A 21,177-nucleotide genomic window follows, 5' to 3' on the forward strand; every position below is an offset into this window, starting at 1 on the left:
GGCTCAACCTCGCTTCACCAGATGCAGTCTATATTTGAATACGGCGCAAATTTTCAGTTGTGACAATAAAGAAAGGCTAACTCTGCAGGTTCGGGCATAAAACGAAAGCAAAACGTGGGATCAGATGAAAAAAATAAATGTAATTCAGGGTGATATCACTAGGGTCTCCGCAGAAGCGATTGTTAATGCAGCCAATTCTTCGTTACTGGGTGGCGGTGGTGTAGATGGTGCAATCCATCGTGCAGGCGGACCTGTGATTCTGGCGGAGTGTCAGTTAATCCGTAACCGTCAGGGTGGGTGCAAGGTCGGTGATGCCGTAATAACTGGCGCAGGTAATTTGCCTGCGGATTATGTCATCCATACTGTTGGCCCACGCTGGAGCGATGGACGACATGACGAAGATGCACTGTTGAAACGTGCTTACCAGAGCTGTTTTAAACTTGTCGACTATCACGGTATTAAAACGGTCTCGTTTCCCAATATCAGCACAGGGATTTATGGTTTTCCTAAAGAACGTGCCGCGACGATTGCCTTAGATGTCATTAAACATTGCATCGCTGAGAACCGCACACTCGAGAACGTTAACTTAGTCTGTTTCGATGCAGAGAATTACGATCTCTATCTTAAGCTGCTTAACTGATAATTCGCATGCGAAGGTCAGGGGAGGCGTCTTTTCGTCAGGGCATTTAAATCTGCCAGAAGAGATGCAGGCTGAAAGAAGGAATTAAATACCTTATTTAACATAATATACATTATGCGCATGATCATTACGGCCTGAAGTCTGGCGGTATTTTGTCTGGCCGGCTCTCCATTTCTGTTGATTCTGGCTGTTAGCCACCTTGCAGCAAATCTGTCTGACAGCATCACGACACCCGCCTGAGCATTCAGCGCCACGCTCTCTGGTCCGCGACGATCATAAAGTTTACTGGCTTTCCTCGCTGCACAGTTTCTGCAACAACTTCTCGCGCGCTTCTTGTCAGTTCTCTCTGCTGCCTGAGATTTGCAGGCCGACAACAAGCTTTACCTTCTGCAACTGACCGAATGCATTGCTCAGGCTCATTCAGAGACTGCTGTCTGTTCGAACGCCTGATGTATCAGACCGTTATCACCGATTTCATCTGATAAATGCATTTTGCCTTTGTACCATGACGTCGCTACGCAAAAGTTATCGCCATTACCCTTGCTGATGGTCACAGAAATGCTGTAGATGCGTCTCCACATACTCTCGCATTGGCAACGTTAAAAAAATGGCCTTAAACACGCCGATGCACATCACGCTCTGTTTACTCCGCAGGTCGCTACGTAAATCCTGAAACAATCGAAAAAGCCTGTGTAACCTTGCTGCCAGGAAACGACTTTATGGTCAGTCGCATGCTGACTGATTCAGCACTATCAATGTCACGCAAACAAGAGGCAAAAAGTCCCTGCTCTGCCTGACTGTCAAGCCGGTGCTCACGCTTCATTTCAGTGTGTCAGTAAATAAAAGCGTAAATGTTCACGCGATACAATCCATTGTTTTATACAAAACCTGAATAATGCCCCGCGATCAGAAAATAACTTTATCTCTCTTTTCTTTTAATGACATAGTTAAAAATAGCGATGTATCCGTATGCTAAATAACTGATTTAGATCAATATTTTTGCCAGGGGGCTCAATTAACATAATTTTTACCAGGAATTTTCTTAATTAAAGTGATTTGTTAGCGATTACATATCAACATCAAATTTTATCAAGCCAGATTAATGTCGCGTCATCGAAAATGAAATAAGGAGGCAGCACAAGAAAAATTAACCCTGTATTTATTTAACAGCACCTGTTTGCAGGCTGCTAAATACAAAAAATGCACTGATCAAAATTCACGCAGATTTAGCTCTGAGTGCGGAATTTTTATTGATCAAAGTGGCCTTATTTGCCAAATATTCCTAATGGACGTAAAAAAATCCTGGTCCTGCAGCGATGCTAAGGGATAGGAATCCTTTTTTGTCCCGAATTTTCAACAAATCTTACGCCCAGACATGGAGGTTACTCCTTAAGAAAAATCCGAATGCACAAAATAGCGGATAATTTTCATCGCCTTGAAATGCGGAGATTTTTATCGATAAAATAATCACAACTCTCGCAACCACACCAGAATATTATGAAAAAGATAACCAGAGAGGAAATTCGCTGCGCCACTTGCAAATATGGCTGTGATCTCACCCATCGCGCATCAGACATTTATAACCGATGTCCGTTGCAAAAAATTACCACCTGGCCCGGAAGAAATCATTTTTTCTCTTCATCCCTGCTGAATATGGTGGCTGGAAAATATGAAAGTATCTTTTGCAGAGGATGCGTCTTTGTTGACTTCTCCAGGGGAAATGTCAGGTATTTTACTAACAGCAACTGGATTGAGTATTTAAAAAACACCGGGTTAATGCTCATTGTCGTCAGCGATCGCTTTATGGAACCGCTTGCGGCGTACTGGCAAAAAGAAGATTTGCGAATACAAACTGTCATTCGTGCAGACCAGTCTCTTGACGAGATAAGTAAACAAATCAATGGCTGTTATTTCGGCCTGAAAGCTGAAATCAGGAAAAGAGTTAATCCACTCAATCAGGATGAAGTTCAGTTTCTTGACCTGGCGGCAAGCGGGCTTTCACTGACGATTATTGCCAGTGAAATGGGTGTTGAAAAGAAGCGCGTTTATAACATCAAAGATGCGATTCGCAGGAAAATGGGCATCAGCCTGAATCAATTGTTTTCCGCATAAAGAAGATAAAGGAGTATTAAATGAAGATGAAAATCAGATCGCGCAGTCTTGCTGTTTTGGTCAGTTCTGCACTGGTGTCGGGAAGCGTATTCGCTGCCTCAGATAACACCATCAATTTTCAGGGCGAAGTCACCGCTGAAACCTGTTCAGTGTCGGTAAACGGTAATAATGCATCCCCTGTCGTTCTGCTACCAACGGTGAGCACGTCGGACCTTGCAACGTCTGGCACGACTGCGGGTGATACCACCTTCACCGTGGGCGTGAGCGGCTGTACCGGTGACAGCACTAAGACGACGAAAATCTCGACGGTATTTGTCGGCAATAATGTCAGTTCTGCCGGTAACTTAACCAATACCGGCACAGCAAAAAATGTTGAAGTACAAATCCTCGATCCAAAGGATGCGGTTATTAATCTGACCAGTGGTTACGCCGGCAGCGGCGATATGACGCTACAGGCGGGTGAAACTTCAGGCTCAGCCACCTACTCTGCCCGCTACTACGCCGCAGGCACACCCACTGCAGGGACGGTAACCGCATCACTGCAATATGCCGTGACTTACCAGTAATATTTTCCGTGCGTATCTGGCAAACCGGATACGCACGCCACGCTTGAAATATTCGATATGGCTTCGCGCATTATGTTGTTTCCATTAAGATTTGTAATTATCATTTTTTTACTCACGTCTATTTCGGATAAAGTCCAGGCGAGCGTCACTATTCTTGGTAGCCGTATAATTTACCCGGGTAACGCGATCTCCGTCGATGTTCAGTTAAAGAACAACGATAGAATTCCTTATGTTATTCAGACCTGGTTTGATAACGGCAATATGGATTCGCAACCAGGCGAAAAAAGTGATGCGCCTTTTATTGTGACACCCCCGGTGTTTCGGATTCAGCCTCTTACCGGTCAGGTTTTAAGAATCAGGTTCATGCCTGAAATCTCATTGCCCCAGGATCGTGAGACAGTCTTCTGGTTTAATTCTTTGTAGATTCCCCCTGCCAATATTCAGGGTGAATCAGGCCGTAATAGCATGGTTTTAATGTTACGTAACCGGATGAAGATTTTTTACCGGCCAAAAGGGATTAGTCAGCCGGATAATATTTTCGAAGGATTAAAGGTGGCAATAAAAAAAGAGGGGGTTGAGATCAATAATATTCGGCCCTGGTATCTTTCGCTTACAGACGTTGCAATAAAAATAGCAGGAAAAGAAATTGTCTGCGATGCTGACATGATTGCCCCTTATTCTAAAAAAACAGTCAGGTGTAAAAGCGCAATTCAGTTTCCATCCAATAACAGCGTGGTTTCTCTTTCAGCGATGAATGACCAGGGAGCAAAAGTCAGTGAAAAGTATCCGATTTCAGCCTGGTAATATTTGCCTCCTTTTTTTACCATTCTGTGCATCATTCACTTTTTCAATGTCTGGACACGCGGAGGAGTACTACTTTGATCCTTCGCTGTTCAAAGGTTCTGCCTTTGGTCAGAATATCGATCAATTTAATCAGCACAATATCACGCCTGGCAATTATTATGTGGATATCTATGTTAATAATAAGCTGATTAAAAGTGGCGTCGCCCTCACCTTTCTTCCGGAAGAAAATGGTCAGCCTGCTGAACCCTGTCTTTCCCCTGCGGTGGCAGAATCGTTGCGTCTCAGGTCACTCAACAAATCCATAGCCAGCGATGGCTGTCAGCCTTTAAATCACTGGTCATCGTCAGCGCGCTGGCAATTCGATCAGGCTTCACTGCGGCTGCAATTAACGATTCCGGACGCTGAATTAATCCATCTTCCTCGCGGGACTATCCCCGTCGCCGAATGGGACAAAGGGATTACAGCCCTCTTCATCCGGCACAATACGAACTACAACTGGACCAAAAATACCGCATCCGGCTACCAGTATCAGTATCTCTGGAGTGGTATGACGGCGGGTACCAATATTGATAACTGGCAACTGCGCCACCAGGGCAATCTCCGGTTTGTCGACAATAACGTGACCGGCAGCGATATTCGCTACACTACCGTCAGAACCTGGCTGCAGCGCCCCATTGAACCGCTGGACAGTCTGCTGACCTTAGGCGACAGCTACACAGAGAGCTCACAGTTTGGCAGTCTGGCTTACAACGGTATCAAACTCACCACCGATGAAAGGATGCGTCCCCAGAGTCGGCGTGGTTATGCGCCCGAGATTCGTGGCATGGCCTCGTCAAGTGCCCGGGTTATCGTCCGGCAATTGAATCGCGTTATCTATGAGACCAGCGTTGCGCCCGGGCCATTTGTTATCAACGACTTGTATAATACCCGCAGCCAGGGCGATCTTGATGTTGAGGTGGCAGAGGCCAATGGAAAAACGTCATCATTTACCGTTCCCTATGCCTCTGTTCCTGACTCGGTCAGGCCGGGAAACTGGCATTACTCTTTGGCATTAGGCCGGGTGCGTCAGTTCTACTCGGTGAATAACACGTTCTTCGAGGGGCTTTTGCAGCGCGGTATCAGTAACCGCCTGACTGCAACAGCGGGTTCGCGACTGGCTCAGGACTATCAGGCCTGGCTGCTTGGCGGTGTCTGGACCTCTTCGGCGGGTGCCGTGGGATTGAACACCATCTTTTCCGATGCCAGGGTCGATCAAAACAGCAACGCCACGGGATGGCGCGCCGAGCTGAGTTACAGTAAAACCTTTGCGACCGGAACCAACCTTGTGCTGGCGGCTTATCGTTATTCAACCAGCGGTTACCGCGACCTGCAGGATGTGCTGGGTGTCCGGCGTCAGCAGGACAATGGCATCAGTTACTACTCAGATACGCTGCATCAGCGTAATAACTTCTCCGTGACCCTGAGTCAGTCAATGGAGAATTATGGCTTAATCAGCCTGAGCGGCAGCACGGCGGATTACTATAATAACCGTTCACGTATTACTCAGCTTCAGCTTGGTTATAACAACAGCTGGAAAAACATCAGTTATGGCCTCAACGTCGCCCGACAGCGCACAACCTGGAACTACGGTCGTTATGGGAGCAGGCTGGATGACGGCGATAACACCTGGCGGGAGAAATATACCGAAAATACTATTGCCCTGAATGTTTCGGTTCCGCTTAACTGGGCCAATAACACGGCCTCAGTTGCTTATAATTACAATCAGTCTAAAGAAACGCGTAATTCTACTCTCTCTCTGACTGGTTCGTCTGGCGAGAATAATCAGCTCTCCTGGTCTCTCTATGGGGGTGCCGAACAGACCCAAAATAGCGGTAGTTACCGTGCCTCGTTCGGCGGAAATGTTCAGCAGAACACGCGTATGGGTGGAATCAGAGCGAATTATGGTCAGGGTGACAATTACCGCCAGGCGGGATTAGGGCTTTCTGGTACGTTACTGATCCACCCTGGCGGTGTTACTGCCGGGCCCTATACCAGCGACACCTTTGCACTTATTCATGCGGAAGGCGCTCAGGGAGCCAGCGTGCGCAATGGACAGGGTGCCGTTATTGATCGGTTCGGCTACGCCATCCTGCCTTCACTGACCCCTTATCAGGCCAATACTGTCAGTCTGGACACGCGTTATATGAATGCTGATGCTGAATTAAGCGGCGGCAGTCAGCGCGTTGTGCCTTATGCCGGCTCCGTTACACGTATTAATTTCGCCACCTTGCAGGGTAAAGCGGTGTTGATCGCACTCAAGAATGAAGATGATGATATTCCGCCAATGGGTACAGAGGTTCGTGATGCTGATAATACCGTAATAGGAATTATCGGTCAGGGTGGTCAGTTATATGCACGTGTTCCGCATGACTCGGGAACCTTAAAAGTCAACTGGCAATACAAAGGCAATAAAACCTGCTTTGTTAATTATCAAATAACCGGTCGGGTGAATGAGGATATTGTTCGCCTGGATGCCGTCTGCCGCAAGGGTTAATCGTGTGAGAATCAAAAAATCACTTCTGCCTGTTTTTTTATTACTGTTTACTATCTCCGCCTGGGCCAATTGCAGTGTCGTCACCGCCACCTCCGCCCTTTCTCAGAGCGCGATTGCGGCAGGCTATACCGCCGCATACTGGACCGGCGCCTGTGATACCTGCTCAGGTAACGTGGGGCTGCCTTCCGTGATAAGTATCAATAGCGGAAAGACTTTTCAGCCCTCCGGCACGTTACTGGCCAGTTCAGTGGGCAGCTTTCTGACATCTGCAAGCAATGTTTCCTACTCGGCTAACCAGATTCTTTATCGCTGCGCCGTGGCAGATGCAGACAGTCTGTATGAAATGTATGCCACTAATGGCGACAGTCCCTATGCCGGGCAATATATTACGTCTGAAGTGGATGGCGCTTATTATGATGTGGCCGCCAACGTTGCCGTAAGGCTGACTAACCTTTCAACCGGTGAGTATTACAGTCGCTACTGGAAAGCCCGGCAGCTGACGGCCAGTGACTGGTATTCCGATGGTACCTATATCTATATTCCGGCCAGTGCATTCAGCAATGTGTTGTATGAGATGTTTAAAATAGATTCTACCCGCTATTACGCCAGCAATAGTAATCGTTATGTGGACACCTGGACACAACCTCGCGGTTATATTGCTTTTAAGGGGCCGGGCCTGGATACCAATAATCTGAAGGTGGGTCAGGACAGTCTCTCATACTGGTATGGCTGGTACCGTAACTGGCCTGCCGCATGGAGCACCTACTCGAATGTCACCTATGTGCGCGGTGCGCTGTGCGAAGTCCTGGATTATCCGTCGGTGGTGTTGCTGCCTACCGTAAGCGTGAACACGCTCGCCGCTGGCGGAAAAAGTCAGGCCCCGTTTACCGTCACCATCCAGTGTGAATCTGGCGCCCTATCCGGCACCTCAACCTCGACAACCACCTCAGCAAATGTCGCGATGGGCTTTCTCGTTAACCAGTCAAATGCGGTGACGCAGGCCAGGAATCTGGGACTGACGACTGCTGGCGGCGGATTAACCTGGCTGCTGGATTCACATTATGGCAGCAGCGCTGCCGCCGCCGGCGTCGGGATAAAGATTTATGACAGCCATAATATGGTGCTGAATTTACTGCCTGACAGAACCCTGACCGGCACAGGTAACGGCCGTGGCTGGTATGCCTATAAAGATCTAACGTCGCAAATCTCTTCAGGCGGCAGCGATATTTACAGTGGCGATTTTACGGCTTCACTTGAAGCAATCAGTGGACAAACGATTACAGCAGGAACAGTCAATGCACAATTACAGGTTGTGGTTAGTTTTCAGTAATCTTATCGTATTATCTGGCCTGCTGCTCTCAACCAGCGTGTGGGCGGTGGTTAATGTAGATAAAACCCGGATCGTTTTTAATCCGTCGGATCTGACCCAGTCACTTAATGTTATTAACAGCGGCCAGAACGAAACTTTTTTGCAAATCTGGACAGACGATGGTGACCTTACCCTTTCACCTGATGCCAGCATCACGCCGATTATTGTTATTCCGCCGGTGGTAAAAATGTTTCCCGGAGAAATGCGCTCGCTGCGTCTGATGCTCACATCGCGGCAGACGTTACCCGCAAATAAAGAGAGCCTCTTCTGGTTAAATATTTACCAGATTCCGGCATTGAAAAAAGAATTAAGCGTGGCTGAGCGCAAAGTGGTGCTGCCGCTGAGAATCCGGCTGAAAATCTTTGTCCGGCCTGCAGGACTCCATGCCCCGCTGACCATCGATCCGGAAAAGATCCGTTTCGCGGTGTCGGGAGATAAAATCACGATAACGAACCCAACGCCGTGGTTCATGAGCATGAACGTCAATCCCAAAGGTCATCAATCGATAAAAAACCTGATGATTGCTCCACAGTCTGATCTGCAACTGAACAGTGACGCCACGCTGAAATCCGGGGATTCTGTGAGCTATGCGGTGATCAATGACCAGGGTATTCCGGTTAATTACGCGACTGTCTTTAAGTAATGGCACGCGAGTGCCGTCAGCTAACACATTCAGAGCACCCAAAAGTCGCACTTTGCGATTGTCACAGACGCCGCTACGTGAATTCTGCGCATCAGGTGTGTCTGACACTCAGCAGAATTTAAACAGTGACGGCTACTGGCTGAATCGCAGCATCGCTGTTCTGCAAGACAAGCGGCTAACGGCACGTTAAAGTTGCTGGCTTCGACGGATTCCACGATGAGAGAAAATGAAACGCTTATTTGTCTATGGCACGCTCTGCCCGGGCCGCGAAAATGCCCATATCCTGGAAAACATTGGCGGAGAATGGCTGGCCGGTTCGGTGAACGGAACCTTCTACGAGCGTGGCTGGGGTGCGGCGGCGGATTTCCCTGGCATCGTTCTGGATGAGCAAGGCCCCGATGTGCCGGGCTATCTGTTTGTCTCTGACCAGCTGGATGCGCACTGGCCGATGCTGGATGCGTTTGAAGATGGCTATGATCGCGTCGAAGTTCGCGTCTCTGCCGGAGATAATCAGCATTACACCGCGTGGATTTATCAGCTCCAGCCACAGGGAAACAGCCAGCCCGCCTGAAGATGCGTGCGCCCTGCTCTTATTACTGGCTTCAGCCGCAGCGGGATGCGCGTTGTACCTGAATACCCAGGATAATATCTGTGTCTTGCTCACAGGAAATAGTATGCAACACGCTGATTTTAAATCGGTATTATGGCAGGTTAAACAACCGTGCCGTTATCTTTGTTTTTTCCCTCAGCCCTGCCTTTTTTACTGACAGACCAGATAAACAGGCACTATGCCTGCTTTTTTTTAAACTAAGATTTAATGTATGATGTAACTAAAATGCACTTTCTTTATATCTTCCGGTCGCTGTTCACGTCTCTCTCTACGCCACCAGCGACTCTTCTACGCTTTACTCCGGCCAGCGCTGATGTGGAAACAGTGAAACCCGAATATTAAACAGATGGATTAACGGTGCGACTGCAACACTCTCCTGTCGCGCAATCGGCTCCAGCCGCAGCAGTAACAGGTCCAGTTCATCCAGCAAATTCTGATGTGGCGTTAGCTGTAGCGACTTCATCTTGCGTTTCAGATAGAGCGCCAGCTCGTGAAACATCTGTCCACTCTCAATCCGATGCCCTTCCAGCATCTCTCGATGACGTGCGTAAAAGTCATAGCAGTTCGCACCCAGCCAGGTTTCGGTAATCAGATACCCACCCACCACAATATCCGGCACCGGATCGAGCCGTTTGCGCGGCAGAATCACGTTCACCCTGTCGAGCATCCGCGCAATAAACTGCTGGCGTGACAGCAGCGTGGCGGAATTGCGCTCCACCATTTTGATAAACCCTAACAGATCGCGTAGTCCCCGCTGCACCGCTCTTCTGGCAATCCAGGACGGTCGTTTGTTACGGATCAGCGCCGTCAGCACCACCGCAAACATAATCCCCACCATCGATGAGATGGCTGCATTCAGGGTGACGATCAGATTCGGAACATAGTGATGGCTCAGGCCGATAAAGCCAGGGATCTGAATAGCGACACTCAGCCCCACCATGTTAGTCGCCGGATTAGCGATGATCAGACTCAGCAGCATCAGACCCGGCAGCAGACAGATCATCAGCGCCTGCAAAGTATTGGCCTGCGGGATCAGGAAAGCGATATAGAACAGACTGACCACCAGCGCAACCATCACCCCTTTCACGAACAGTTTCATGGGTGTTACCGGGGAATCAACACCGGCAAAGAATGAACTGATGATCGCCGCCATCAGAGGCGCATTTGCGCCGTCAGCCCAGCCGCTGCCAATCCAGAACAGACTGGAGAGAAAGGTCGCCAGAAAAGCGGTCAGCGCAGAGAGTCTCAGCAGCCCCTTATCGATGTGCCGGTGTTCCCGGATATTGCGGATCGCCGCCCCATCCTCGTAGCTATAGAGATCCCCGGCGCGCGCACTGACGTTCTCAAAGGCATCGGCAATACGGACAAAGTTGGCCAGCCGTTCCAGCAGGCCGATCAGCAGCAGGCTCTCTTCGGTTGGCAGTCGCCCTGCCCGCCACTCCTCTTCCAGCGTCGCCTGACTGGCGGCAATCGCCTCACGCAGTCCGGCAATATCATTAATCCGGTCATGATGCAGCCACAGCAGAAACGCCTGAAACACATCGGTGACGCACTGCGGAAAACGGATATTCAGTTCGGCCAGCACGCCCAGCCGCGACTCAATCGCGGTCAGGGTCGGCAGCAGATAGGTCAGATGCTGATACTGCACGCTCACCAGACGAATGACATTACGCGCCGCTTCGCCCTCATAGACGCAGTGGGTCAGCAGCGTTTCAACATTCAGCGGATAGCCCGCCATCTGGATCAGGATATCTTCCCGCTCCAGCGATTTGTTCTTTGCCATCCCACTGATCAGTTCATCACAGAGTTTGCGCGCGTTCTGAAACCAGAGATTGACGCTCTGCCCCAGCAGATGGTGCATCGACACCGGAAACACCAGCCGGTGAACCAGCGTGCTGCAGAGGATCCCCAGCGTAATCTCCTCAATACGTGAAATCACGGTGTTGATGATCGCCGACGGCGTATCCACGTCAGGAAAGCCCATAATCGCTGCGCTGTAACCCGCCAGCATAAAGACATAACTCTTCGGCGTGCGGTCATGCAGAGAAAGATACAGGCAGACCGTCACCCACAGCGACACACAGAGGCTGAACAGCACCGGCGACTGCACGGTTTCAGGATAGATCAGCAAAATAAAGATGCCGCCGAGCAGCGTGCCCATCAGACGAAACAGCGATTTCGAGACGGTCGAGGCGGCATAGAGTTGTGAGGTGACAAACACGGTGGTCAGCGCCCAGGCCGGTTTTTCGAAGTTAAGTAACAGCGCCACAGAGAGTGCGATAAACGCGGCAAGAGAGGTTTTGCAGGCAAACAAAACCGCGTTTTTGGTAAACCATTTCATCGAATGAGAGCAACCAGGAACTTTCTTAGGCGCGTATCCTGACAGAAGCGCCTGCGTTTTACTCTCAGTTAAATTTTACAAATTATTACCGGCCAGATCAGGCCGGTAAATCCGCTACTGGCGTACCAGCGCACGCTGCTTATCCAGCAAGAAAGGGCGCAGATACCCTACCGTATTCGAGAGCAAAATCACCTCCTCCGGCAACCGGATTTTCAGTACATCGGTCAGGTAGGCTTTGCGGCGGGTCATACGCTGCCAGACCTCTGGAAAACGGCTCGCCAGCTCGTCACGCAATGCCGCGTCTGCCAGTCCGACCGTATCTTCAATACTGCAGCCGCCATAGCCTGGCACCGATGGGATGATATCAATCTGCAACAGCATTCCGCTCTTCAGGGTCACCGGTGAATCGGGATAGATGGGCGAGCTCAGCCACTCTTCGTCAGCCACCAGATGCCCCGGATTGAGATGCCAGCCATACAGCGCTTTGGGCAATACCGTTTCGATAAGCGTATAGAGTTCGCCGCCGGTAATTCCGATTCGCAACTCTTCCAGCCAGCTGACTACTGCATGATAATAGGGGATCGCCAGCCGGGTTAACCAGTCAGAAACGTTACACTGTAACTCAGAAGCCTCACTGACGACATACGCAGAGCGGCTGGTCAGGCCGCCTTTGTAGCCGACCGTCAGTGAAAGTTTGTCGCCAGTTGAAATCTGTTTGTCTGACGGATAGAGCCGGGCCTGAGCGAAACGATCGCCCGTCGCGGCGATCGTGATGACGCTGTTTGGCTGCCCTTCTGCATTCAGCCGTGCGCCCAACGCCTTCTCTGTGACGCCCGGCTGCACGCTATCCAGCGCAGCCAGCATCGCGGTTGACGCAAGATTGGCTCCCGCCTCATAAAAGGCGACTTCATCGGCACAGTTAACGCAACGTGCACCGTGATCTGGCGAGATAAACAATCCGGTGGCGTTAAACAGATGCACATCGCCACCCGCCGCCTGAGCCGCTGCGGTATAAACGAATTGCGGGAGATCAAATAACTTATGCTGACTGCCGGTAAACAGCTTCCAGCCCACCAGTCCGGTGCGCTCACCCGCCTTAATGCCTGCCTCTGTTAACAGCTGATCCAGCGGCTGCTCCCCATGCATCGGCTGATTGGGCAACGAAAACACCGGCGCATGCAGACAGCGTCCCGGATTGCGGGCAAAAGGCACCAGCTTGAGGTTCTCATTCCCCATGATATAGGTAAGCCCGCCCTGCTGATTCACCACCAGCAGCGCCTCCTCAAAACGCGGAATAAATCCCGCCAGGTACTCAAAGTTACTGCCGTGCTCTTTGTCGGCATAGATAATCAGCTGCGTAATCTGCTGCTGCTGCATCCGCTGAATAATGGCAGCCAGACGGCGATGCAGTGTGTCATCAGACATTACCGGACTGGCGGCACCGGGATAAGTCGGCGGTGAAGGGATTATTTTCAGGGCATAGCGATTGGCATCCATAACGCACTCCAGCAGCCAGATTGATGTGATTGTGATTTCCGTTCCCAGAGTAAACCTAATGTTTCTCCTGTACGGTGCCACCATCACACAACTTACTCGTTGCGTGTTATCAAAAGATGGACATTGCCTTGTAACGATTTTTCCTGCCTTGTGCAGGCTTTTTTATATCTTACAGTTGTGAGCATGCACTGTGTTTAATATTTAAGCATGACCTATTTGATACCTGTATGAAACTTCTACTCAGGCCTGATGAGTGTGGAGTACGTGTTGCAGAGATTCCTTATTATTGTGTAATTTTTTGCCCGAGATCATATTTTCTCTTTAACCGCATCAAAAAGTACAGATAACGTAAGGAAAAGGTAAATTTACGCTTAACATGCGGTATAATTGTTTCAAATGATTTAAAAATTATACCAGGAAGGCTCGTTAGCCAATGATTTACGATTGTTTCCTTTACTACGATGAAGACATGCTTCTCGAGCTTCGACTGAATACGCTTTATAAACATGTTGATAAATTCGTCATTGTTGAATCCCTTTATACCTTTACTGGTAAGCGTCGAGAAAGACTCCGTTTTAATATCGAAAAGTTTGCGGCATTTCGCGAGAAAATTATTTACGTCGTTAATGACTCAGTACCGACGATCTATCAGCATGATTTCGTGTCTGGCAGCTCAATGGTGAAGGCGGGTGAATCCGATCCGTGGGAAAATGAGACGATAGCGCGCAACGCCATTATGCGCGGCCTGGACTTCGCTGAGGACGACGATATCATCATGGTATCGGATGTAGATGAAATCCCCCGCCCTGAAGCTCTGAAGCAGTTCAGCCCGCGCCACCTCTGCACGACGCTGTACCATAACTTCTATAATTATAAATTCAACGTTCAGGTTCTTAATGACGATGGCTCTGCCCGCCTCTGCCGCCTGCCAAAAATGACCACTATGAAGAATCTGAAGCATTTTTTCAGAGGCCAGCCAGAGCTGCTACGCAACGTTAAACGCAAGGGTACGCCAATCAGAGACAGCTGGTGGCGCTGGAAGCTGCTGAAGATGCGTACCAGAACAGTTGAAGACGCTGGCTGGCACTTCTCATGGGTAATGACCGACGCCCGTATCAGTGAGAAGATGGAGACCATTTCTCACACAGAAAATAACCTCCCTGAGTTTAACAATCCCGATCATATTCGGCGATGCGTTGAGCAGAATATTGATATCTGGAACCGACCCCGGAAAATGGTGATCCGGCCAGTAACGCAGGAATATTTGCCTGCATGGTTGGTGGATAATCAGGCCCGTTTTGAAGAGTTTCTCAAGCGGTGAATGAGTAAAAACGAAAGCCCGCACTAAGCGGGCTCTTTATATCATTTAACAGGCACGCCTCCATTCTCCAGCGCTTCCGCCTTTTCGGGGTACAATTCCGACGTTCCGGCGTTCATAATCACCGCGCCGCAGCGAATGCAGTGATCACCCTTCACATCCGGCACGACATCATCGGGATTACCCGTATTAAGACTGACGTCACGCGTGGCGTAAACAAACGCCTCTCCTTCACATCCCGGACACTTCATACCCTTACTCCCTTGATAAGCCTGTCAGATAAGCATAGCTGACAGGCGGTTTGCCAGAGAGTGGTGAAAGGGCTTTTCAGGATAGTGCCAGCTCATATCCGCCATCAATCGTTATGCCGTAACCGCTCCAGCATAATCAGTGAATGGCTGAAGATTGCATCCGCGATGTGCTGCGGGAAATCGGCCGGTAATGCCTCGCGCACTGAGACTACCGCCTTTGGAAACTCACGGACGAAGAAGTCAAAGATCTGCTGCAGGCTGTCACGATCAAAATTCACCTGCTTCGCCGTGGCGATAAAATGGCGCGGAAAGATTTTGTCGATTTCTGTCTTCTTCCCCTTAGTGGCACGCAGCCCCATCGCCAGTTTGAGTGCACGCCTGTTCAGGCCGGTACCGCCCAGCACCGGATAAGCGGAGATCACATCATAAAAAGGTGTCAGTCGATAACTGCCGCCGCGCTCGATAAACAGCGAGAAGTTTTTAGCGTGACCGTCGGTTGCGCCCGTCAGCCACTGAAACACCTGGAACATCATAAAGCGATAGCGATCCTCGATGGCATTGCTCGATCCCATCAGTATCTGCATTATTTCTGCGATGCCCGGCCCGCCATCCGACTCATATTTAGTCGAGGATGGCAGCCCCAGCGCCTGACAGAAATCCTCCTGTGGCAGACGAATCAGCCGGGTTCGGTCGCGCGACCAGCGGCGGTCAAAGCGCTCAACGGCCAGAGCGCGCATCTTACCGGCCCGGATAATCGTCGCCTGCGGCACATCAATACCCAGTGCACGTGCCAGCGCCAGACAGAGATACTCATTCTCTACGCTTTCACGCATATCCAGCGTCGCGGCTGGCTGTTTAATCTCACCGATTGGCAGTTTGATAATGTGTGAGGTGGGCGTAGCGCCGGCAGGAATGCTCCAGCCCTCTTCGGTCAGCAGCAGCGCCGTTTTCTCCTGTGCGCCCGCCACCGAAATGCGGAAGTCGGTCTCTTCACGCAGCATCCCCAGCGGAATATCGGACTGATAGGCTGACAGCACGCTCTCGAGCCGGGCTTCATCCAGCACCTCATAGCGAGCCTGCAGTGCGGGCAGCGGCATATCGGGCGGCAACAGCATGGTCGCCCCGACGCTGTCACGTCCCACTTCCTGCAACAGGTCAAACGGCTGACGGGATTTAATCTGGTAACGCGCCACGATCCTGTCACGAATCGACGGGCTATCTGGCAGCAGGTTGTCGAAAAAGTTAACTACGGCGTGTGAGGTAATCGCCTTAACCTGCAGCGGCAGTGAGAGTGACAGCGGCCTGGAGAGCGGGTTACTCAGCCAGCCGGTATCATACTGAAACTCATGAGCGCCGTTTCGCTGCCGGGTAAGCACGCCTACCCGCTCACCGTTCATCCACGCAATCAGCCTTTGCATTACCATTCATCCTCATCATGCAACTGAGGCGCACTGGCCTTCTCTTTTTCCACTACGTCCAGACTCACTTCCAGCGCCTGTAAAAGCTTAAACAGCGTGGCCAGCGAGGTACTGTCAGGCGCATTTTCAAAGTGAGAGATGGTGGCCTGTTTAAGGCCCACCTTTTTTGCCAGTTCACTCTGGGTCCAGCCGTTGCGCTGGCGGATAAGCTTTAGCCGGTTTGCCAGCTGTAGCGGGCTGTATATCATGGGTGACTCCTTCAGGATCACAGGCTTTAAGCATAGCGCAGATAGGTTATCCCCGGCAGGGTATAAAGTACATTATATACCCTACAGAGGATAAAGTACAAATTATACCCTAAAGAGGATAATGCCGAAATTATCCCTTGCAAGGGATAAAGACAATACATGGCTAGCAGAGGAACAGGATGAGCACATTTACCCTTACTCATCAGCAAAACGACAACGACCGGGAAGAGTTACTGGCAGGATTAGGGGCTTACAACCGGCAATTTATCAGTCGGGAGAACTGGGGCCCGCTGTCGGTTTCTCACCGGGATGCAGAAGGTATATTACGGGGTGGATTGATCGCCTCGCGCAAAGGAAACTGGCTCTGCATTGATTATCTCTGGGTGGATGAAACGCTGCGTGGCAGTGGTCTGGGTCGTGCGCTGTTGGAAGCGGCGGAACAGGAAGCAGTTAAACTGGGCTGTCTGTTTGCGCTGGTGGATACCTTCAGTTTTCAGGCGCTGCCGTTTTATCAGAAACAGGGTTATCAGCAGCAGATGTCCCTGCCCGATTTTCCGCAGGACGGAATGCAGCGCCACTATCTGACGAAAACGCTACGACCTGCGGAATCACGCTGACCCTGATGCAGCCAGCGTGACCGGGTCACAGAGCTACAAACCAGCAATACGCCGGAGGTCCGCTTCGGCGCCGGGTGCCGCAGCAAGCACCTGCGCCCCTTTAGTGATGCGGTCGCCTTCAATGTTAAACGGGTGGTACCAGCCGCCCGCCTCTTTCACCAGGCAGTAACCCGCCAGGCAATCCCAGGCGTGCATATAGGGTTCGTAGTAACCCACGACACGACCAGCCGCCACCCAGGCCAGCATCAGCGCGCCGGAGCCAATGCGGATGAAGTTACCGCCCGCCGACAGCAGCGCCGCTACAATCTCGCCCACCTGCTGCGGACTGACATAGCTGTTAGCACCAAAACCCGTGACGTGGTTTTGCAGCGTGCGCGCAGGATCGACCTGCAGACGACGCCCGTTCAGCGTCGCGCCCTGCCCCAGTGCCGCCACATAGCACTCCTCATAGGTGGGCGCAAAAATCACCCCGATGACAGGTATATCGTCACGCAGCACCGCAACAGAAACACACCAGCTCGGCATTCCATTGAGAAACGGGCTGGTGCCATCAATGGGATCGACCACCCAGGTGTAATCAGAGGTTCCCGTCTGCAGTCCCGTCTCCTCGCCAAGAAAGCCATCATCGGGAAACGCATCCCGTATGCGGCTGGCGATCAGCTGCTCGACGTCACGGTCGGCTATCGACACCACATCCTGCAAATCGTACTTAGTCTCTACTACCAGCGTGTCGCGGCGGTTGAAGTAAGATAGCGCGGTCGCGCCACCTTCGCGGGCCACAGCTTCCGCTAACGCCAGTCGCGCCACTCTTTCCTGCGATTCCATGCGAACTCCTCGGGTTAATCAGATTAACGGGCAATCAGGGCTAAGCCCTGCGGCTTAAAGTTGACGCCAACCGTGGCGGCGAGCGGCAGACGCTGTTCCATTTGTGGATCGATAATGAACAGCGCGCCCAGCTCGGTAGCGACTTCATATTCGATATGATCGCCCAGCCAGGTGCTGTGGATCACTTCACCCTGCAACGCGCCCTGACCGTCGCCGGACAGCGTAATAAACTGCGGTCGCACCGCCAGCTGGGCACTGCCGGTTTTTGCACCGATACCCCGCACCCGGAAGCGCTGATTTCCCAGACGGACCAGCGCGTCATCCGCATCGGCCTGTTCCACTTCACAGGGCAGAATGTTCGCTTCCCCCATAAAGTCCGCGATGAAGACTGAATTGGGCGAATGGTAAAGCGTCTCCGGCGCGCCCTGCTGAGCAATATCCCCCTCTTTCATGACAATAATCTTATCGGAGACCGCCAGCGCCTCCTCCTGGTCATGGGTCACGTAGACGGCAGTGAACCCGAGCCGCTGCTGCAGATCACGAATATCGGTGCGCACCCGACGGCGCAGACGCTCATCAAGGTTTGACAGCGGCTCATCGAGCAGCAGCACCTGCGGTTCCAGCACCAGCGCACGCGCCACTGCAATACGCTGCTGCTGTCCACCAGACAGTTCGGACGGCAGCCGCTGGCCCTGACTCTCCAGCCCCACCAGCTTCAGTCCTTCGCGCGCCCTGTCCTGCGCCTCGCGTTTATTCATACCCCCGGAGAGCAGTCCATACAGAATGTTGTCGAGGGCGTTCATATGCGGAAACAGCGCGTAGGACTGAAACACCATCGCCACGTCGCGCTCGTTGGCGGGCAGATGGGTCACCTCTTTGCCACCAATCAGAATCCGTCCCGAGGTGGGATGCTCCAGCCCGGCCAGCAGCCGCAGCGTGGTGGTCTTGCCGCAGCCGGATGGCCCGAGCAGCGTGACCAGCGTGCCCGGCTCTACGGTAAGCGACAGATCCGGCACCGCGGTAAAACCGGCAAAACGCTTCGCGACATGTTCAAACACCACCGATCCGGCGTTAATGGTCGTCATACGGCTCTCTCCTGAGTCAGCGTGGATACAGAGGGTGCGGCAACGATCACCGCCGGTTGGGCTGCACGGCGCAGGCGACGTTCGCCCACCAGCAGCTGGAACAGGCCAATGATCAGCAGCATCACCACGATCAGGACCGAGGAGTAGGCAATCGCGACGCCATACTCTCCGTTCTCCACCAGCCCGACAATGTACGAGGTCGCCATGTTGTACTGCGCACTGACCAGGAAAATCACCGCGCTGATCGAGGTAATCGCCCGCACAAAGGCGTAGACCAGCGCGGCGCTGATCGCCGGTTTGAGCAGCGGCAGCACCACTTTGCGCAGCGTCCGGAAACTGTTGGCGCCCAGCGTCAGTGACGCTTCATCCAGGCTTTTATCCAGCTGGCTCATCGCTGCAATCCCGCCCCGCACGCCGACCGGCATATTACGGAAGACAAAACAGGCGATCAGGATCATCGCGGTGCCGGTGATCTCCAGCGGCGGCAGGTTATAGGCCATCACATAGCTCACACCTATCACCGTGCCGGGAATGGCAAAGCTCAGCATCAGCATGAATTCAAAGGTCTGACGGCCGGCAAACTTCTGCCGTACGATAAGCCAGGCGGTCAGCAGCCCCACAATGGCAGTGAGCGGTGCGGCAATCAGGGCGATTTCCAGCGTGGTCCAGAACGAGTTCCAGGCGACGCCACTCCACACCAGCTGCCCCTGATTCACGCTGATGCTGAAGGCGCGGATGTAGTGATCCAGCGTCAGGTTGTTATTCAGCCCCCACGACTGCACAAAGCCGCCAATCATGATCATGCCGTAGATCACCAGGGTGAAGAGTCCCCACGGGATCACCATGCCATAAACGCTGTAGCGTACCGGACGCGGCAGCATCACATGACGGCCGCCGTCGCCCTTGCCGGTCACGGTGGCGAAGCTTTTGCCGGAGAGCCAGACGCGCTGCACCAGAAACGCAGTCAGGGTAAAGCCCAGCAGGATCATCGCCAGTACCGCCGCGCGGCTCGGGTCGTTCTGTGCGCCGACCACGGAGAAGAAGATCTCCGTCGAGAGCACGCCGTGACTGCCGCCCAGCACCATTGGGTTACCGAAATCGGCCATGCTTTCGATAAAGCTGATTAAGAACGCGTTGGCCAGACCTGGCGCCATCAGCGGCAGCGAGATGCGGGAGAAGGTGCGCCAGCGGCTGGCGCGCAGAGTCTGCGACGCCTCTTCCAGTGACGGACTGACCCCCTCAACCACGCCAATCAGCACCAGAAACGCAATGGGAGTAAACGACAGCACCTGGGCAATCCAGATGCCGGTCAGTCCATAGAGCCAGCGACCCGGCTCGATGCCGAACAGCGTCGCCAGCGATGCTGTCACCACGCCGGAGCGGCCAAACAGCAGGATCAGCGCCAGACCGATAACAAACGGCGGCGTGATAATTGGCAGAATGGTCAGCATTCGCAGCGCTTTTTTAAATGGCAGCGCCGTGCGCGTGGCCGCCAGCGCAAACGCCAGTCCCAGCAGCGTGGAACCACTGGCGGTCATCAGCGCCAGTCCCAGCGTGCGCCAGGCTGTGCCGCAGGTGTCGCCGGTAAAACAGGCGAGGCTCCAGATGGCGGGGTCCTGCATATTGGCAATCAGTCCATCCGGTTTAAAGCTGCCGTCACTATCCTGCACTGAGGCGACAAACAGGCTCAGCACCGGATAGAGCACAAAGGTCGTCACCAGCGCCACCAGCAGCACAATCGACGCCACTACAAAGGCATCGCCTTTCAGCACGCCGCGCTCTGCCAGGGCAAAAGCGAAGATCAGCAGAAAGACGGTCAGCAGCAGCAGTGCGCCCGCGCCCATCGCCGGTTGCCCCTGTGTCAGCGGACCAAAGAGATTTTCCAGCCACAGCCAGTTCCAGCCACTAAACCCGATAGCATGCCCTTCCAGCACCAGAAAAAGAATCCCGCAGACGCTGAATAGCAGCAGCAGCGTGCTGCGTGTGCGGCCTGGCGGCAGAAAGACACTGGCCGCCGAGAGCAGCCATAGCGCCACGGCGATGCCCAGCCAGCTGTGCAGCGCGAGCTGTCCCAGCGCTGGTGCGTTGTTCTCATCTCCCCAGAAGCTGAACAGCCAGTCACCCGTAAAGAAGCCCTGCTCCAGGCTATACCAGGGCAGCAGCGTCAGCGCGACGGCACCTGCCAGCAGCGCACCGGTTAAGCGACGATTATGCGCATTCATAAATCACCTCCATCAGGAAGCGGACATCAGGCTTGCGCCACCGCGGTCTGGCACCAACCCGGCTCAGGCGGCCGGGCT

The 21,177-nt window shown here is 52.5% G+C and carries 17 protein-coding genes and 1 pseudogene; 10 read left to right on the forward strand and 8 right to left on the reverse strand.

Features of this window, described 5'->3' with window-relative positions; genetic code table 11:
• The first annotated feature begins 124 nt into the window (after positions 1-124).
• The 8 genes and pseudogenes from BY447_RS01135 (at position 125) to BY447_RS01175 (ending at position 9,238) form a co-directional block, all read left to right on the forward strand.
• Complete coding sequence (locus BY447_RS01135) at positions 125-640, forward strand: O-acetyl-ADP-ribose deacetylase (protein ID WP_110330281.1); 516 nt, start codon at positions 125-127, stop codon at positions 638-640.
• Positions 641-2,137: 1,497 nt separating this feature from the next.
• A complete protein-coding gene (locus BY447_RS23445; RefSeq protein ID WP_013357870.1) occupies positions 2,138-2,752 on the forward strand; it encodes a LuxR family transcriptional regulator in 615 nt (204 codons plus the stop codon).
• 20 nt (positions 2,753-2,772) lie between these two features.
• Positions 2,773-3,318 carry a fimbrial protein gene (locus BY447_RS01150; RefSeq protein WP_033783104.1) on the forward strand — a complete coding sequence of 182 codons (546 nt, stop codon included), beginning with the start codon at positions 2,773-2,775 and terminating at the stop codon, positions 3,316-3,318.
• A gap of 57 nt (positions 3,319-3,375) precedes the next feature.
• Positions 3,376-4,122 (forward strand): annotated as a pseudogene (locus BY447_RS23620) (fimbria/pilus periplasmic chaperone).
• The gene (locus BY447_RS01160) at positions 4,073-6,655 is read left to right on the forward strand and encodes a fimbrial outer membrane usher protein (protein WP_110330283.1); all 2,583 of its coding nucleotides are present in this window, start codon (positions 4,073-4,075) and stop codon (positions 6,653-6,655) included. Before BY447_RS23620 ends, BY447_RS01160 begins: the two are co-directional and overlap by 50 nt.
• Positions 6,633-7,985 carry a fimbrial usher protein StbD gene (gene stbD / locus BY447_RS01165; protein ID WP_110330284.1) on the forward strand — a complete coding sequence of 451 codons (1,353 nt, stop codon included), beginning with the start codon at positions 6,633-6,635 and terminating at the stop codon, positions 7,983-7,985. Before BY447_RS01160 ends, stbD begins: the two co-directional genes overlap by 23 nt.
• Positions 7,888-8,667 carry a fimbrial assembly chaperone gene (locus tag BY447_RS01170; RefSeq protein WP_323859476.1) on the forward strand — a complete coding sequence of 260 codons (780 nt, stop codon included), beginning with the start codon at positions 7,888-7,890 and terminating at the stop codon, positions 8,665-8,667. The genes stbD and BY447_RS01170 overlap by 98 nt, the downstream gene beginning before the upstream one ends.
• A gap of 226 nt (positions 8,668-8,893) precedes the next feature.
• Positions 8,894-9,238, forward strand: coding sequence for a gamma-glutamylcyclotransferase family protein (locus tag BY447_RS01175; RefSeq protein ID WP_110330285.1), 345 nt, complete (start codon positions 8,894-8,896; stop codon positions 9,236-9,238).
• Between the two features lie 334 nt (positions 9,239-9,572).
• Here BY447_RS01175 and BY447_RS01180 read toward each other — a convergent pair whose 3' ends face one another.
• Positions 9,573-11,618 (reverse strand): FUSC family protein, encoded by a 2,046-nt coding sequence (locus tag BY447_RS01180; protein WP_110330286.1) that lies wholly within the window; start codon positions 11,616-11,618, stop codon positions 9,573-9,575.
• Between the two features lie 114 nt (positions 11,619-11,732).
• Positions 11,733-13,115: a M24 family metallopeptidase gene (locus tag BY447_RS01185; protein ID WP_110330287.1), complete on the reverse strand. Its 1,383-nt coding sequence runs from the start codon at positions 13,113-13,115 to the stop codon at positions 11,733-11,735.
• Positions 13,116-13,548: 433 nt separating this feature from the next.
• Between BY447_RS01185 and BY447_RS01190 the strand changes: the two genes are divergently transcribed.
• The gene (locus tag BY447_RS01190) at positions 13,549-14,436 is read left to right on the forward strand and encodes a benzoate transporter (RefSeq protein WP_033783117.1); all 888 of its coding nucleotides are present in this window, start codon (positions 13,549-13,551) and stop codon (positions 14,434-14,436) included.
• 41 nt (positions 14,437-14,477) lie between these two features.
• On the opposite strand, the gene BY447_RS01195 is transcribed toward BY447_RS01190, so the two are convergent.
• The 3 genes from BY447_RS01195 to hipB all read right to left on the reverse strand — a co-directional run bounded on the left by BY447_RS01195 (position 14,478) and on the right by hipB (position 16,350).
• Positions 14,478-14,684, reverse strand: a complete 207-nt coding sequence (locus BY447_RS01195; RefSeq protein ID WP_033783119.1) for a type II toxin-antitoxin system MqsA family antitoxin — start codon at positions 14,682-14,684, stop codon at positions 14,478-14,480.
• A gap of 104 nt (positions 14,685-14,788) precedes the next feature.
• Positions 14,789-16,102 carry a type II toxin-antitoxin system HipA family toxin gene (locus tag BY447_RS01200; RefSeq protein ID WP_110330288.1) on the reverse strand — a complete coding sequence of 438 codons (1,314 nt, stop codon included), beginning with the start codon at positions 16,100-16,102 and terminating at the stop codon, positions 14,789-14,791.
• Complete coding sequence (gene hipB, locus BY447_RS01205) at positions 16,102-16,350, reverse strand: type II toxin-antitoxin system antitoxin HipB (RefSeq protein ID WP_095707189.1); 249 nt, start codon at positions 16,348-16,350, stop codon at positions 16,102-16,104. Before hipB ends, BY447_RS01200 begins: the two co-directional genes overlap by 1 nt.
• A gap of 179 nt (positions 16,351-16,529) precedes the next feature.
• Between hipB and BY447_RS01210 the strand changes: the two genes are divergently transcribed.
• Positions 16,530-16,967, forward strand: coding sequence for a GNAT family N-acetyltransferase (locus BY447_RS01210; protein WP_110330289.1), 438 nt, complete (start codon positions 16,530-16,532; stop codon positions 16,965-16,967).
• Positions 16,968-17,000: 33 nt separating this feature from the next.
• On the opposite strand, the gene BY447_RS01215 is transcribed toward BY447_RS01210, so the two are convergent.
• The 3 genes from BY447_RS01215 to BY447_RS01225 are packed head-to-tail and all read right to left on the reverse strand — an operon-like array spanning position 17,001 to position 21,099.
• Positions 17,001-17,792 (reverse strand): inositol monophosphatase family protein, encoded by a 792-nt coding sequence (locus BY447_RS01215; protein WP_110330290.1) that lies wholly within the window; start codon positions 17,790-17,792, stop codon positions 17,001-17,003.
• A gap of 23 nt (positions 17,793-17,815) precedes the next feature.
• Positions 17,816-18,877 carry an ABC transporter ATP-binding protein gene (locus tag BY447_RS01220; protein ID WP_033783124.1) on the reverse strand — a complete coding sequence of 354 codons (1,062 nt, stop codon included), beginning with the start codon at positions 18,875-18,877 and terminating at the stop codon, positions 17,816-17,818.
• Positions 18,874-21,099, reverse strand: coding sequence for an ABC transporter permease (locus BY447_RS01225; RefSeq protein WP_110330291.1), 2,226 nt, complete (start codon positions 21,097-21,099; stop codon positions 18,874-18,876). Before BY447_RS01225 ends, BY447_RS01220 begins: the two co-directional genes overlap by 4 nt.
• Between the last annotated feature and the right edge of the window lie 78 nt (positions 21,100-21,177).

It is taken from the genome of Pantoea sp. JKS000250 (genome assembly GCF_003201065.1).
GTDB classification, from domain to species: Bacteria; Pseudomonadota; Gammaproteobacteria; order Enterobacterales; family Enterobacteriaceae; genus Pantoea; species Pantoea vagans.